12 protein-coding genes are annotated in these 15,457 nt (G+C 60.4%); 7 read left to right on the forward strand and 5 right to left on the reverse strand.

What is annotated here, in order from left to right; all coding sequences use genetic code 11:
* Positions 1 to 133 precede the first annotated feature (133 nt).
* The 3 genes from AACW18_RS13515 to ydiJ form a co-directional block, all read right to left on the reverse strand.
* A complete protein-coding gene (locus AACW18_RS13515; RefSeq protein WP_042652449.1) occupies positions 134 to 595 on the reverse strand; it encodes a hotdog fold thioesterase in 462 nt (153 codons plus the stop codon).
* 110 nt (positions 596 to 705) lie between these two features.
* Positions 706 to 1,194 (reverse strand): hypothetical protein, encoded by a 489-nt coding sequence (locus AACW18_RS13520; protein ID WP_218290889.1) that lies wholly within the window; start codon positions 1,192 to 1,194, stop codon positions 706 to 708.
* Positions 1,194 to 4,265 (reverse strand): D-2-hydroxyglutarate dehydrogenase YdiJ, encoded by a 3,072-nt coding sequence (gene ydiJ / locus AACW18_RS13525; RefSeq protein WP_218388949.1) that lies wholly within the window; start codon positions 4,263 to 4,265, stop codon positions 1,194 to 1,196. Before ydiJ ends, AACW18_RS13520 begins: the two co-directional genes overlap by 1 nt.
* Positions 4,266 to 4,431: 166 nt before the next feature.
* Between ydiJ and AACW18_RS13530 the strand changes: the two genes are divergently transcribed.
* The 3 genes from AACW18_RS13530 (at position 4,432) to AACW18_RS13540 (ending at position 8,462) form a co-directional block, all read left to right on the forward strand.
* Positions 4,432 to 5,358, forward strand: coding sequence for a cation diffusion facilitator family transporter (locus AACW18_RS13530; RefSeq protein ID WP_218388950.1), 927 nt, complete (start codon positions 4,432 to 4,434; stop codon positions 5,356 to 5,358).
* 276 nt (positions 5,359 to 5,634) lie between these two features.
* The gene (locus AACW18_RS13535) at positions 5,635 to 7,176 is read left to right on the forward strand and encodes a TerC family protein (RefSeq protein WP_218290886.1); all 1,542 of its coding nucleotides are present in this window, start codon (positions 5,635 to 5,637) and stop codon (positions 7,174 to 7,176) included.
* 164 nt (positions 7,177 to 7,340) lie between these two features.
* The gene (locus tag AACW18_RS13540) at positions 7,341 to 8,462 is read left to right on the forward strand and encodes an alkene reductase (RefSeq protein ID WP_218388951.1); all 1,122 of its coding nucleotides are present in this window, start codon (positions 7,341 to 7,343) and stop codon (positions 8,460 to 8,462) included.
* Between the two features lie 91 nt (positions 8,463 to 8,553).
* Here the strand turns inward: AACW18_RS13540 and AACW18_RS13545 are convergent, their stop codons facing one another.
* Complete coding sequence (locus AACW18_RS13545) at positions 8,554 to 9,573, reverse strand: adenosine deaminase (protein WP_218388952.1); 1,020 nt, start codon at positions 9,571 to 9,573, stop codon at positions 8,554 to 8,556.
* A 204-nt stretch (positions 9,574 to 9,777) separates the two neighbouring features.
* On the opposite strand from AACW18_RS13545, the gene AACW18_RS13550 reads away from it, so the two are divergent.
* The 4 genes from AACW18_RS13550 (at position 9,778) to AACW18_RS13565 (ending at position 14,591) form a co-directional block, all read left to right on the forward strand.
* Positions 9,778 to 10,527, forward strand: a complete 750-nt coding sequence (locus AACW18_RS13550) for an HAD-IIA family hydrolase (protein WP_042652456.1) — start codon at positions 9,778 to 9,780, stop codon at positions 10,525 to 10,527.
* A gap of 153 nt (positions 10,528 to 10,680) precedes the next feature.
* Positions 10,681 to 11,049 carry a cupin domain-containing protein gene (locus tag AACW18_RS13555; protein WP_218290883.1) on the forward strand — a complete coding sequence of 123 codons (369 nt, stop codon included), beginning with the start codon at positions 10,681 to 10,683 and terminating at the stop codon, positions 11,047 to 11,049.
* A 193-nt stretch (positions 11,050 to 11,242) separates the two neighbouring features.
* Entirely contained in the window at positions 11,243 to 12,907 is a 1,665-nt protein-coding gene (gene asnB / locus AACW18_RS13560; protein ID WP_218388953.1) for an asparagine synthase B, read from the forward strand.
* Between the two features lie 403 nt (positions 12,908 to 13,310).
* Positions 13,311 to 14,591: a hypothetical protein gene (locus tag AACW18_RS13565; RefSeq protein WP_218388954.1), complete on the forward strand. Its 1,281-nt coding sequence runs from the start codon at positions 13,311 to 13,313 to the stop codon at positions 14,589 to 14,591.
* Between the two features lie 163 nt (positions 14,592 to 14,754).
* Here AACW18_RS13565 and maiA read toward each other — a convergent pair whose 3' ends face one another.
* Positions 14,755 to 15,393 (reverse strand): maleylacetoacetate isomerase, encoded by a 639-nt coding sequence (gene maiA, locus AACW18_RS13570; protein WP_218388955.1) that lies wholly within the window; start codon positions 15,391 to 15,393, stop codon positions 14,755 to 14,757.
* Positions 15,394 to 15,457 lie beyond the last annotated feature (64 nt).

Here is a 15,457-nt window from a genome sequence, read left to right on the forward strand (position 1 = left end):
AAGGCGGCGATTATAGCGCCACTTTGTTCTGCTGTCTTGAAAAATGTGATAAGCATCTCAAGACGTTGGCAATTATAGAGGGATCTCGCGACTATGGCTTGCTTATTTTGCACGCATGGTGCGTTATTGCAGATCACTTCTCGCGAAAGTCCTTGTCCAGCTTGTGTTTTAACACCGCCATGGTGAGCCGGCTGGTACACAACAAACGCCCCCTTTCATCCCGAATTTCAATCTGCCAGACCTGGGTCGTGGCCCCCAGATGCAGGGGCGAGCAGCGCCCTGTCACCACCCCTTCCCGCTTGGCCCGCAGATGGTTGGCGTTGACCTCCAGCCCCACGCAGTAGCTGTCCGGTCCGACCGCCATATTGGCAGCCAGCGACCCCAGCGTCTCCGCCAGCACCACTGAGGCGCCGCCGTGCAGCATGCCGAGCGGCTGATGGGTGCGGTGATCCACCGGCATGGTGGCCTCCAGCCAGTCGGGACCAAAGGCGGTGTAGCGGATGTCGAGATGGGCCATCAGGGTATTGCGGGAGCTGGCATTGAGCACGTCGAGGCTCATGGGTTTGCGCCAGATGGGGGCGATATCTTGGTTCATGACGAGATGACTCCTTGTATGATCAATGGGTTGAAACATGCTGCGTCAGAGAGAACGCACAAGAAGAGATGCCCCGCAGTGCAGGGCATCCGGCAAAAATGATAACCGACTCACCAGGGGTAGGTCACCCCTGGCCACTCGGCCCAGGGCAGCTCCCGCCCCGGCAAGCGCGGGGCTGACCAGCGCCACGTATTGCCAAGCCAGGCGCGCAACTCGCGCTCCAGCTCGCCATCGCTGAGCGGTGCCTCGGCCACCTTCCAGAAGAACAGCTCCACTTCCACCTCCGGCAATACCGAGGGGTAGAGATAGACCCCGCCCCAGAACTGGGGCTCCCGCTCAGGGCTCCACAGGCCATAGGCGAAGGAGCGCTTGGCCAGAAACTCGGAGCGCTGCCACTCCAGATCGGCCTCGTGCTGACCCAGGCTGAAGTGGGCGGAGGGCCAGACATCGTCGGGCCGAAACAGCTGTTGCAGCTGCTGCCGCTCCCGCAGCATGGCGACGAACTCCACCACCGCCTGCTCCGGGCTGGTCGGCAGCAGCAGGAAGTGCGGGTGCCGAAAGGCGGGCGGCACCCGGAACCGTTTGGGCAGGCTCAGCATCAGAGCAGTTCCAGCAAGGCCTGCAACGGGTGCTTGAGTTTCTCCCCTTCCATGCGTTTGACCTGGCTGCGGCAGGAATAGCCGGTGGCGAGGCAGCGGGCCTTCGGCAAGCGAGCCAGCGGCTCGGCCCAGCTTAAGGAGTAGATCCCCTTGGAGTTGTCCACCTGCTTGGCGTCGTGACCATAGGTGCCGGCCATGCCGCAGCAACCGACCGAGACCGGCTGCAATTTGGCGCCAAAGCGGCCGAACAGCGTGCTCCAGTCGCCATGGGTCGAGGGCTTGGCGGTCTTCTCGGTGCAGTGGGCAAACAGATACCAGGGCTCGGCCTGCTCGCCATCCACCGCTTTGGCTTCAGGGGCGGGCAAGGTGTCTGCCGGAAGAGAGAGCAGCCACTCCTGGGGCAGCAGCACCTGGAAGTCGCCACGGGCGGCGCCCAGCGCCTTCACATACTCATCCCGATAGCAGAGCACCAGGGAGGGATCCACCCCGACCATGGGGATGCCCAGGGCCGCGATCTTGTTGAGGAACTGGGCACTGTTGGCCGCGGTGCGGGCGAAGGCACGCAGGAACCCCTTCACGTGTTGCGGCTTGCCGTTGGGCTTGAACGGCAGCAGATAGGGCTGATAGCCCAGCTTGCTGGCGAGTCTCACCAGGTCCCGCACCACGGGGGCGTCGTAATAACTGGTGAAGGGATCCTGCACTATGAGCACCACTTTGGCACGCTGCTCTGCCGTCATGGCCTCGAGGCCCGGCAGATCGAAGTAGCGGGCGCGGTGATCGTGCAGGGCGTCGGCCAGGGTCGGTACCGAGAGCAGCGGCACATCCACCATGCCGATGCTCTTCTCGGTCGCCTTCTGGGCCCACTCCTTCTCCAGGAAGAAGTTGACCAGCTTCGGCGCCTTGGCCAGCAGCGGCGCGTAAGCTTCGACGGTGCCGACGAAGTAATCCTTGGGACCACGCAGATAGCGGCTGTGATAGAGCTGCATGAAGCGGGCGCGGAAATTAGGCACATCCACCTTGATGGGGCACTGGCTGGTGCAAGCCTTGCACGCGAGACACCCTTCCATCGCCTCCATCACCTCGTGGGAGAAGTCATACTGGCCACGGGCGCGGGCCACCGTATTGCGGAACTTGTTGACGATGGCCTTGATGCGCAGTCCGCCGCTTTGCAGCGCCACCTCTTCCGCGAGGGGATCGAAGCCCTGCTCCGCCAGCTGGCGCAGCCATTCGCGCATCAGGCCCGCCCGGCCTTTCGGCGAGTGGCGCCTGTCCTTGCTGATCTTGACCGAGGGACACATGGGGGAGTCGGTCTCGAAGGTGAAGCAGAGGCCGTTGCCGTTGCAGTCCATGGCGCGGGTGTAGCTTGTCCGCACCGCAATCGGGATCTGGCGGTCGAACTTGCCGCGCTTGGGGCCGTCTACCGACACCAGCTCGGCCCCGCTGCCATAAGGTATACAAATTTTGCCGGGGTTGATGCGGTTGTCGGGGTCGAAGGCCCCCTTCACCCGCTGCAACTCCTCCCACAGCTCGCCGAAGAAGGCGGGGCTGTACTCGGAGCGGAAACCCTTGCCGTGCTCGCCCCACATCAGGCCACCATATTTGGCGGTGAGCGCCACCACCTGATCCGAGATGCGGCGCAGCAGCACCTCCTGCTCGGGATCGCACAAGTCCAGCGCCGGCCGCACGTGCAGCACGCCGGCATCGACATGGCCGAACATGCCGTAGTCGAGGCCATGGCCGTCGAGCAGGGCGCGAAACTCCATGATGAAGTCGGCAAGGGATTCAGGCGGCACAGCGGTATCTTCGGTGAAGGCCACCGGCTTCTTGCGCCCCTCGGCGTTGCCGAGTAGCCCCACCGATTTCTTGCGCATGCCGTAGATGGTCTCGATGCTCGGCAGGTGGCTACACACCTGATAGCCGATGATGCCGGCCTCGCCGCGCGCCAACAGCCCATCGATGCGCCGGCACAGCTCGGCCACCTTGGCCTGGTGCTCGGCTTCATCGGTGTCGGCAAACTCGACGATGTTGAGCCCCTGCAGATCCTTGCCGGGCACGTCCTCAATGAACGCCTTGACCGAGTGCCAGATGATGTCGGCGCGGGCCAGCCCCAGCACCCGGGAGTCCACCGTCTCCACCGACAGGGCGTGGGCCTGCACCATGAAGGGGGCATTCCTGAGGGCCGAGGGGAAGCTGTCGTACTTGACGTTGACCAGGGTGCGATAGCGCGGAATGGCCGTGATATTGAGTCTGGCCTCGGTGATGAAGCCGAGGGATCCTTCCGAGCCGCACAACACCCGACTCACATCGAGGGTGTCGCTGTCGGGCTGATAGAGATGCTTGAGATCGTAACCGGTCAGGAAGCGGTTGAGCTTGGGGAAGATCGCCTCTATGTCGGCGCGGCGCTCCTTACCGATGCGGTACAGGGTGCGGTAGATCTCCCCTTCCCGATTCTCGAGGGCCAGCTTGTCGGCCAGACGCGAGCCGGTGACAGGCTCCGTGGTCATGAGATCGCCGTTCTCCAGCACGGCTTTCAAGCCCAGCACGTGATCCGAGGTCTTGCCGTACACCAGGGAGCCCTGCCCCGAGGCATCGGTGTTGACCATGCCCCCTAAAGTGGCGCGGTTGGAGGTGGAGAGATCCGGCGAGAAGAAGTAGCCGTGGGGTTTCAAATAGGCGTTGAGCTGATCCTTGATCACCCCGGCCTGGGCCCGTACCCAGCCCTCCTCCAGATTAATTTCCAGGATCTGGTTCATATGGCGCGAGAGATCGACGATAATGCCGCCGCCCAGAGACTGGCCATTGGTGCCGGTGCCGCCGCCGCGAGGGAAAAAACTCAAGGCGGCATAGGCGCTCTCCTGAGCCAACCTGAGCATGACCGCAATGTCATCCGCGCTACGCGGATAGAGAACCGCCTGAGGTACGACCTGATAGACGCTGTTATCCGTCGCCATCGCCAACCGGCTTGCATAAGACTTTTCGATATCACCACGAAATGCGCTGCGTCCTAGCAACTCAAGAAACTGCAGGGTTGTGGGTGACAAACTGTCCTGGTAATCGAGTCTCGGGATCATGAATCCTTGTTCCCATCCTTTGCTTGATGCCGGAACTCCGGCGACAACGACCGCCAGGCCCGCCTCTATCGGGCTGCCTTGGCCGATCCGCTCACTGAGCGGGCAGTATATCAGCTAGAAAACCGCTTGCGCTCTGCAATCTTCACCATTTGAAAGGAGGACTTTTATGGCTCACCACAGCCATGTTATCAGTACGTTTATCAGCACCGAGAAACAGGCTCTGACCCTGTCACTGTTCGGCTGCATCAGCTTCGCCATCTTCGGGATCGGCTACGGCCTGTTCGTCGGTTCCAACGCCATCATGCTCGATGGCATCTTCACCCTGTTCAGCATGGGCATGACGGGTTTAGGGTTAATCACCGCCTACCTGGTGACCCGCCCCTCCGACGATCGCTTCCAGTACGGCTACGCCCACTTCGAACCCATCACCAACGTCATCAACGGCACCGTCATCCTGCTGCTCTGCCTCGGCGCCTTCTATAGCGGCATCACCTCCTTGCTGGAGGGGGGACGGGAGATCGATCTCGGCCACGCCCTCATCTACGCCGCCGTCTGCACCTTCTTCTGCGCCATCATCTACCGGATCGAGGCCGGCGTCGCCGAGCGGCTCGACTCCGAACTGGTGCGAGTCGACTCCAAGGAGTGGCTGGTCGACACCCTGCTCAGCGCCACCCTGCTCATCGGCTTCGTGGTCGCCATCGGCCTCGAGGCCATCGGTTACGGCCACTACAACCGCTACATAGACCCCGTGCTGGTCACCCTGCTCGCGCTGTGCGCCACCCTGATCCCCATCAAGGTGCTGAGCCGCAACCTGCGGGAGGTGCTGAAAGTGGCACCCAAGGGGGATGTGCCCCAGCGGGTCGAGCACGAAATAGAGGCCCTGCGTCAGCGCCATGGCATCGAGTGCTACAGCCATCTGGCCAAGAGCGGGCGCCGTTTCGATCTAGAAATCAACATCCTGGTCGCCCCGGATCAGGAGTGGCCCGTCGAGCGCCAGGACGCCCTGCGCCAGGAGCTCTGGTCCCGCCTCGGCGACACCCTGGGCGATGCCTGGCTCTCGGTCTGCTTCACCCGCGAGAAGCGCTGGCTCTGATCTGCCCCGTGGCGAAGGCCCCTGCCGGCCTTCGCCCATCGACCGGCAATCGCATCATCCCCCTTGCCAACGCCGCCATTCCCGTTATCATCGGGACTCATTTTCGCTAAAAGGTACAGTTGCCCATCATGGACAACCCTCGAAGTTGCTCATTTATTCCCCCCGTCAAGACCTATCTCTATCTGCTCAATCAACGCCTCTGAATCGCGCCGTCGCTATCGCTTTCTAGTTCGGCACCCTTGCCGCCATCTGCGTCTGTTCAATTGAGGTCATGTCATGGAATTTTTACTGGACCCTGCCATCTGGGTCGGTCTGTTCACCCTGATCATCCTGGAGATAGTGCTCGGGATCGACAACCTGGTGTTCATCGCCATCCTGGTGAAGAAGCTGCCTCCCGCCCAGCGGGACAAGGCGAGGCTCATCGGCCTGTCGCTGGCCCTGCTGATGCGCCTCGGGCTGCTCAGCATCATGTCCTGGCTGGTCACGCTCACCCAGCCCCTGCTGCAACTCGGTGAGTTCGCCTTCTCCGGCCGGGACCTGATCCTGATGGGTGGCGGCCTGTTCCTGCTGTTCAAGGCCACCACAGAGCTGCACGAGCGGCTGGAGGCCAAGCCGGAGGAACAAGGCCCGGCCGGCGTCTATGCCGGCTTTGGGGTGGTGATCGCCCAGATCCTGGTGCTGGATGCGGTCTTCTCGCTGGACTCCATCATCACCGCGGTCGGCATGGTGGATCACCTCGGCGTCATGATGGCCGCGGTGACCATCGCCATGGTGGTGATGGTGCTCGCCTCCAAGCCGCTGACCCGCTTCGTCAACGCCCACCCGACCGTGGTGGTGCTCTGCCTGAGCTTCCTGCTGATGATCGGCTTCAGCCTGGTGGCCGAAGGCTTCGGCTTCCACATCCCCAAGGGCTATCTCTACGCCGCCATCGGCTTCTCGGTGCTGATCGAGTTCTTCAACCAGCTCGCCCAGCGCAGTACCCAGCGCCATGAGTCCAGGCAGCCCCTGCGCGAGCGCACCACGGCCGCCATCTTCAAGCTGATGGGCGGCAGCCGGGCCAGCCAGCTCCAGCAGCAGGATGAGGAAGAGGATCAGGGTGCCCCCCGCCCCATCAGCTTCGGGGACGAAGAGCGTTACATGGTGACCGGGGTGCTCTCCCTGGCGGAGCGGTCCATTCGTACCATCATGACCCCCCGCGCCGAGATGGAGTGGATCGACCTCAACGACTCCATCGACGAGATCCGCGCCCTGCTGCAACGGGCACCCCACAGCCTGTTCCCGGTCTGCGACGGGGAGCTGGACGAGATCATCGGCGTGGTCAAGGCCCGGGATCTGCTGTTTGCCCTGAACGAGGGCCAGTCCCTCGCCCAGCTCGCCAAGCAGAACGACCCCATCATAGTGCCGCAGACCATCAACGTGATCCGGCTGCTGGCGGAGCTGCGCCAGGCCAAGGGCAGCCTCATCCTGGTGGCGGACGAGTTCGGCGTCATCCAGGGGCTGGTCACCACCCACGATCTGCTGGAGGCCATCGTCGGCGAACTGCCGGACGAGGACGAGACCCCGGACATAGTGCCCGACGGCGAGGGCTGGCTCATCAACGGCAGCACCAACATCCACCATGTGGAGCAGGTGCTGGAGTGCGATGGCCTGGTGAGCGACAGCGACGAGTACGTGACCCTGGCGGGCATGCTGCTCTCCCACTTCGGCGTATTGCCCGACGCGGGCCAGCAGCTGCGCCTCGGCCAGCTCTGCTTCGAGGTGCTGGCGGTGAGCGAGCGGCGCATCGAGCGGGTGCGGGTGACCCCGCTGAACGGCTGATAGTTCTGCCATGCCTTGATATGAAGAGAGGGCCCGCGGGCCCTCTTTCTCATGGTGCTAGGCAAATTGCTGCGTGAGCGACAATTCTCTTCTGCAATTACCCCTCTTTTTCACAATGACACCGGGGGGTAGAGTCGCCTCAATCCCACCATGAGGAACTCAACATGCCACACGATGCCCTGTTCTGCCCCCTGCGCCTCGGCCAGCTGCACCTTAACAACCGAATCGTCATGCCCCCCATGACCCGCTCCCGCGCCAGCCAGCCCGGCGATGTGGCCAACGCCATGATGGCCACCTATTACGCCCAGCGCGCCGAAGCCGGTCTGATCGTCAGTGAGGGCACCCAGATCGACCCTCTTGGCAAGGGCTATGCCTGGACCCCGGGCATCCATAGCGCCGAGCAGATCGCGGGCTGGAGACTGGTGACCGAGGCCGTGCACGCCAAGGGTGGCACCATCTTCGCCCAGCTCTGGCACGTGGGTAGGGTCACCCATCCGGACAACATCGGCGGCGCCCAGCCCATCTCGGCCTCGGCCATCCCGGCCGCCGGCGTCAGGGTGTTTGTCGACAACGGCAGCGACGCCCCCGGCTTCGTCGAGACCGCCACCCCGCGCGCCATGAGCCAGCAAGACATCGACGCCGTGGTCAGCCAGTTCCGCCAGGCCGCCCGCAACGCCATGCTGGCCGGCTTCGATGGCATAGAGCTGCACGCCGCCAACGGCTACCTCATCAACCAGTTCCTCGACTCCGAGTCCAATGCCCGCACCGACGGCTACGGCGGCTCGCTGGCAAACCGGCTGCGCTTCCTGAGAGAAGTGACCGAGGCGGTCAGTGCCGAGATAGGGGCGGATAGGGTCGGCGTGCGGCTCGCCCCGCTCACCACCCTCAACGGCACCGTAGATGCGAAGCCGCAGGAGACCTATCTGGCCGCTGCCAGGCTGCTGGGGGATCTCGACGTGACCTATCTGCACATCGCCGAGGCGGACTGGGATGACGCCCCGCTGATGCCGGAGGACTTCAAGCAGGGGCTGCGGGCTGCCTTCCCCAACACCCTCATCTATGCGGGCAAGTACGACGGCGCCCGGGCACGGGCCGCGTTGCAGGCGGGCTGGGCCGACATGATTGGCTTCGGTCGCCCCTTCGTGGCCAACCCGGATCTGCCAAACCGGCTGCGCCACGGCTACCCCTGGGCCCCGCACGATCCGGCCACCCTGTTTGGCGGCGCCGAGCAGGGCCTGACCGACTACCCCCTCTATCAGGGGATCCGCGAGCCGCAATCCGCCTGAGGCGTGTCGGCGAGCCGGCAAGCCATAAAAACCAACGCGCCCCTCAGGGCGCGTTGTGCTTTGTCGCGGCGGCAGCCGTTCACCGCGGCCCCTAGTTGAGGGTAACCCCGTGACAGGCGGCGTAGCATAGGATCTCCCGGGTCAGCCGTGCCTTGTCCGCCAGATCGAGCCAGCTCGCCTCCACCCCGTTGAGGGACAGCCGGCAGAGCTGCTCCCGGCTGGCGCCGAGCTCCGCCACCAGCGCCTGGAAGTTGGCGGCCATGTAGCCGCCGAAGTAGGCGGGATCATCGGAGTTGATGGTGACGCACAGCCCCTGCTCCAGCAGCTGGAGCACGTTGTGATCGGCCATCTGCGCGAACACCTTGAGCCGGGTGTTGGAGAGCGGGCAGACGGTGAGCGGCAAGCGGGTGTCCGACAGGTAGCGCAGCAGTTCGGGGTCGTCGACACAGCGCACCCCGTGATCGATGCGCCTCACCTGCAGCTCGTTGATGGCCTGCCAGATGTAGGACACCGGCCCCTCCTCCCCGGCATGAGCCACCACCGGCAGCCCCAGCGCCCTGGCCTGGGCGAAGACCCCGGCAAACTTGGTGGGCGGGTTGCCCAGCTCCCCCGAGTCGAGCCCGATGCCGTGGATCCGCTCCAGGAAGGGCTCGGCCTCACGCAGGGTGAGGAAGGCCGCTTCCTCGCTCAAGTGGCGCAGGAAGCTCATGATCAGCCGCCAGCTGATGCCAAAGGCCAGCGCCCCTGCCTGCAGCGCCCGCTCTATGCCGCCGAGCACTGTGGCCAAGGGGATGCCGCGGGCACTGTGAGCCTGGGGATCGAAGAAGATCTCCACGTGCACCACCTGCTCGGCGGCGCAGCGCTCTAGGTAGGCCCAGGTGAGATCGAAGAAATCCTGCTCGGTGATGAGCACACTGGCGCCGCGGTAGTAGAGGTCGAGGAAGGATTGCAGGCAGTCGAACTCATAGGCGGCCCGCAGGCTCTCGACATCGGGCCAGGGCAGGGCCACCCCGTTGCGGCTGGCCATGGCAAACATCAGCTCAGGCTCGAGCGTGCCTTCGATATGCAGATGCAGTTCCAGCTTGGGCAAGCCGGCAATAAAGTTATCCATGATGACGGCTCCATCGTCAGACCCAGTACGGGCGCCCCCTTGAGGCGCCCTCCCTCTGCCCCCATTGTGCACCTATCTGGCGCGGCGGGGGAGACTTGTCATCAAAGCGCCTTATAATGGCGACACAAAAAATCATAACCGATTGAAGACATTCAAAGTCGGCGCCCGCCTCGCGTCCGCTCTTGCGCCCTACAAGGAGTTCTTATGAAGAAAAACGTCATCTGTGATATCGACGGCGTCATACTGCACAACAACGATCTGGTGCCCGGCGCCGACCGTTTCGTCCATCGCCTGCTGGAGCAGGGCAGCAAGCTGCTGTTTCTCACCAACTACCCGGCCCAGACCCAGAAAGATCTGCAGAACCGCTTCCGCTCCGCCGGCATCGAGGTGCCCGAAGAGTGCTTCTATACCTCCGCCATGGGCACCGCCGACTTCCTCAAGCGCCAGGATGGCAAGAAGGCCTATGTGATCGGCGAAGGGGCCCTGACCCACGAGCTCTACAAGGCCGGCTTCACCATCACCGACATCGATCCCGACTTCGTGGTGGTGGGCGAGACCCGCAACTACAACTGGACCATGATGCAGCTGGGGGCCAAGTTCGTGGATCAGGGGGCGCGCTTCATCGCCACCAACCCCGATACCCACGGCCCCATGATGTACCCCGCCTGCGGCGCCCTCTGTGCCCCCATCGAGCGGATGACCGGCAAGAAGCCCTTCTACGTGGGCAAGCCGAGCGCCTGGATCATCCGGGCGGCACTCAACCGGATGGAGGCGCACTCCGATGACACCATCATCATCGGCGACAACCTGCGCACCGACATACTGGCGGGCTTCCAGGCCGGCCTCGAGACGGTGCTGGTGCTCTCCGGCGTGAGCAAGGTGGCCGACATCGACCGCATGCCGTTCAGACCGAACCACATCTTCGACTCAGTGGTCGACATCGATATCGTCTGAGCCCGCACTCGGGGCATCCTCTTGCCCCTGCAGGGCGACCCCTTGGCAAGGGGAGGTAGATCGTTTAACTTAACTGCAACATTGTTAAGAAAAGTAAACGAAAACGGGATCGGGACGATCCCGTTGCCCCCTCCGCCATCGCAAGGAAGCCCCATGAAGAACCTGAATGACTGGATCCTGCTGGACCAGCACCCCGTCTCCCCCACCCCGCTGACACCTCCGAGCAATCGCATCAGGGCGGGCAATCCAAGCCAGACCCTGTGGAATCACTACTCGGATCCGAGCCAGCAGTTTCACGTGGGCTTCTGGGCCTGCGAGCCGGGACGTTGGGCCGTCCACTACACAGAGCACGAATATTGCCAGCTGCTGGAGGGTGAGGCGCGGATCCACGACGGCCAGGGCGGCCAGCTGCACCTCAAGGCGGGGGATCAGTTCGTCATCCCGGCGGGCTTCGTCGGCGAATGGGAGACCCTCATCTCTTGCCGCAAACTCTATGTGATCTTCGAACCCGCCGCGGCCTGACGCGCACGTCAAGCACCTGCCCTTTTCCTGCCGCTTGTCCATGCCGCCAGCTTGACGCTTGCGGCATGATTTTGTGCGGTTTTCCCGCTTGCAAAAGGGTTTTACGCTAGGCATTGTGATTGGCGAGGAATGTAAATGGAATTTCGAGCCCAAACGTGGGGGGCTCACATAAAAATCAAGAGGATTACCGCCAATGTGTTCTATTTTCGGCATTCTGGACATCAAATCCGATGCAGCAGCCCTGCGCAAATCGGCCCTGGAGATGTCCAAGCGACTGCGTCACCGCGGCCCCGACTGGTCCGGCGTCTACAGCTCCGACAAGGCCATACTGGTGCACGAGCGCCTGGCCATCGTCGATCCGGGCAATGGCGCCCAGCCGCTCTACAACCCCGAGCGCACTCACGTATTGGCCGTCAACGGCGAGATCTACAACCACAAAGAACTCGAGAAGAGCCTCAAGGTCGACTTCCAGTTCCAGACCCACTCCGACTGCGAGGTGCTGCTGGCACTCTACAAGGAGAAGGGCCCTGCCTTCCTGGACGATCTCAACGGCATCTTCGCCTTCATCCTCTATGACGCGGAGCAGGATGCCTATCTCATCGGCCGCGATCACATGGGGATAATCCCGCTCTATACCGGCCGCGACGAGCACGGCAACTTCTATGTCGCCTCCGAGATGAAGGCCCTGGTGCCTGTGTGCAAGAGCGTCGAGACCTTCCCGCCCGGACATTACCTCTGGAGCAAGGATGGCGAGCTCAAGCAGTGGTACCAGCGCGACTGGATGGAATACGACGCGGTCGAACAGAACGTCAGCGACAAGGCCGAGCTCAAAGCCGCGCTGGAAGCGGCGGTCAAGCGCCAGCTGATGTGTGACGTGCCCTATGGCGTGCTGCTCTCCGGTGGTCTGGACTCGTCCGTCATCTCCGCCATCACCAAGCTCTACGCCGCCCGTCGGGTGGAAGACGATGGCAAGAGCGAGGCCTGGTGGCCGCAGCTGCACTCCTTCGCCGTGGGCCTGGAAGGCTCGCCGGATCTCGCCGCCGCCCGCAAGGTGGCCGACCATCTGAACACCATCCACCACCAGATCCACTTCACCGTGCAGGAAGGTCTGGATGCGCTGACGGATGTCATCTATCACCTCGAGACCTATGACGTCACCACCATCCGCGCCTCCACGCCGATGTACCTGATGGCCCGTTACATCAAGGCGATGGGCATCAAGATGGTGCTCTCGGGCGAGGGCTCGGACGAGCTGTTCGGTGGTTACCTCTATTTCCACAAGGCGCCGAACGCCCGGGAATTCCACGAAGAGAACGTGCGCAAGCTCGCCTCCCTGCACCTCTATGACTGCCTGCGCGCCAACAAGTCGATGGCCGCCTGGGGCGTGGAGGGCCGCGTGCCCTTCCTCGACAAGGAGTTCATGGATGTGGCGATGCGCCTGCAGCCCGCCGACAAGATGTGCGGCAACGGCAAGATCGAGAAGCACATACTGCGCGAAGCCTTCGAGGAGCTGCTGCCCCACGAGGTGGCCTGGCGTCAGAAGGAGCAGTTCTCCGACGGCGTGGGTTACTCCTGGATCGACAGTCTGAAGGCCATGGTCGAGGTCGAGGTGACGGATCAGATGTTCGAGGCAGCCGCGTTCCGCTTCCCCATCAACACCCCGCTCACCAAGGAGGCCTACTACTACCGCGCCATCTTCGACGAGCACTTCCCGCTGGAGTCCGCCGCCCGCACAGTGCCTTATGGCAAGTCGGTCGCCTGCTCCACCCCCACGGCTCTTGAGTGGGATGCCAAGTTCAAGGAGATGGCCGACCCCTCAGGTCGCGCCGTGATGGACGTCCACCAGCAGAGTTACTGATCTGAACGTGGATATAGCCGCTGAGAGATATAAGAAAGCCCCTCAATAGGGGCTTTCGTTTTTCTCATCCTTTCTCTGGTCACGGCCAAAATTGATCAGGATGTGCGCCAACGCATAAAATTTAACTTTCTCTAATTACGGGCTTCTTAAGCCGCTGGATTCGCGCCTTATGATTCCATAAGATAGTAAAATGCCAATAATCCCCTGAGATGTGTAAGTTTGATTAGCGAAACGTAATCATATCTCCAAGGAGTGATAAACATAGCAAATGTTATATTTATAAGTTTAACTGAGTCTACGAATGGAAAAATAATAGAATTCATGCCCAAGGATATTATTTTTGGTAGTTGAATCAGGAATGATTTTCTGGCCTCTTTAAATTAACGACGAGTTTGGGTGGAACATGATAAAGGAAATTGAGAGTGTTTGTACAGCCTTAGATACCATCTCTGATGCCATATTAAACTCCAGCGCCAATGACGCTACATTTTTAGATTCTTATGGCTGGAACTGTCCCGCACTGACGCGTTATGAAATAGCCTACCTGGCATCTTCATTAGGCCAAGAACTAAAGGCATCAAATATAAAAGATCTTCCTGAAAACATAGTAACATATGCACAAGACTTACCAAGAAGACTTCTTTCAATGCAGCTTAACACAATACCTCAATTCTGGGGTAGTAATTGTGCAGTGGCTACGACAGCATATATATCCACTATGAGTACTATTAGGCACACATTTAGAGAATATTTGTGTTGGAAAGAAGTCCCTGATTCAAAAATTCTTCCATCTCAGATTATTAGACGTTTAAATACAATAAAGGATCAAGTTGATGATCTTTTACCTGATAAAGATGCTATCGCAAAGCAATTAAAAGAAATTCAAGATGCACATATTGTTGCAGAGAACTTCCCTGCTGATTTGCAGGAACTGAAAAGGGGACGAGATAGAATAGCTAGGATGGCAGAAGAGTCAGCTATTCATGCAGACAAAACTAGATCATATTCTAAAGCCTCATCTGAAGAGCTAGATAAACTAATGACTTTGGGAGTTAAGGCAGAAAAAACCATGGACCAATGTGAGGATGCATATCGTGCCGCAGCAAGCAAAGGTCTAGCTGCATCCTTTGAGGCTAGAGCTGACGACTTAAAAACATCCATTAGATACTGGGTTACAGGATTAACTGTGGCTCTAGTTGGTGGAGCAATACTTGGTTCAAGCAGAATCAAGATACTATCAGATTCCCTTTCTTCATCATCGCCACAGTGGGGGATCATCATCATGCATATTGTCCTTTCAGTGCTGAGCATAGGCGCTCCAGTATGGTTTGCATGGATGGCAACCAAACAAATTGGGCAGCGTTTTAAGTTGACCGAGGATTATGCATTCAAAGCTTCTGTTGCGCGAGCATATGAAGGTTATCGTAAAGAAGCGGCTAGGATAGACCCTGCTTTTGAAGCAAGGTTATTTAGTTCAGCTCTTACTCGATTGGAAGAAGCACCACTTCGCTTGGTTGATGATGAAGCTCATGGTAGTCCTTGGCATGAGTTATTTTCATCTCCGTCATTCCAGCAAGCCATGCAAATATTACCTGAGTTAAAAGAAAAATTTATATCTGTGGCCAAGCAAGGATCTCGCGATAAAAATGTAAAGTTAAATCGAGATGCTGTAGATCTAGAATAGAATGTTCTTAGCATGCACAAGCCTAGCTGTCACCTAGCCCCCCTCAGAGCCTTATTTTAAAAATCGCCCGGTTCCAGCCGGGGCGATTTGATTTGACTAACAGTCAGAGCTATTTGATCTCTTCTCCCCTTACGGGAGAAGAGTTGGAAATAAGGGGTAAAATTCAGGCTTGCGCATCCGGCTGATTGGCGGGGGCGGCCTTGATAAAAGCCTGCAACTGCTCGCAGTTGGCGACGATGCGGGCAATGGTGGGATAGTCATCCAGCGTCATGTTGTAACGGCGGGCGTTATAGACCTGAGGCACCAGCATGCAGTCGGCCAGGGTCACCTCGTTGCCGACGCAATAGACACCGGCGGTGGTCATCAGCAGCGGCTCCAGGGCCCTGAAGGTCTCGTCAATCCAGTGGCGATACCAGGCATCACGCTGCGCCTTGCCCAGCCCCAGCTCCTGCTCCAGATAGTTGAGCACCCGCAGGTTGTCGAGCGGGTGCGTGTCGCAGGCGATCATGTTGACGATCTGGCGCACCCTGGCCCGCGCCTGGGCGGCCGAGGGCATCAGCGGATAGGCGGGATAGGTCTCGTCGAGGTACTCCATGATGGCGACCGACTGACCGAACTGCACATCCCCGTCGATGAGGAAGGGCACCAGCCCCTGGGGGTTGATGCGATGATAGGCCTTCTCGCGCTGCTCGCCCTGCCGCAGGTTGACTGGGTGATGCTCGTAATCGAGCCCCTTGAGCTGCATCACGATCCGCACCCGATAGCTTGCCGATGAACGCCAATATCCAAACAACTGCAGCATAACTCTGTCCCTCTTACGCTTGGCGGACGGCGAGTGGCGAACGAAAATCGGCAGGTGGCCACCA

The organism is Aeromonas sp. sia0103 (genome assembly GCF_963895295.1).
GTDB lineage: Bacteria > Pseudomonadota > Gammaproteobacteria > Enterobacterales > Aeromonadaceae > Aeromonas > Aeromonas encheleia.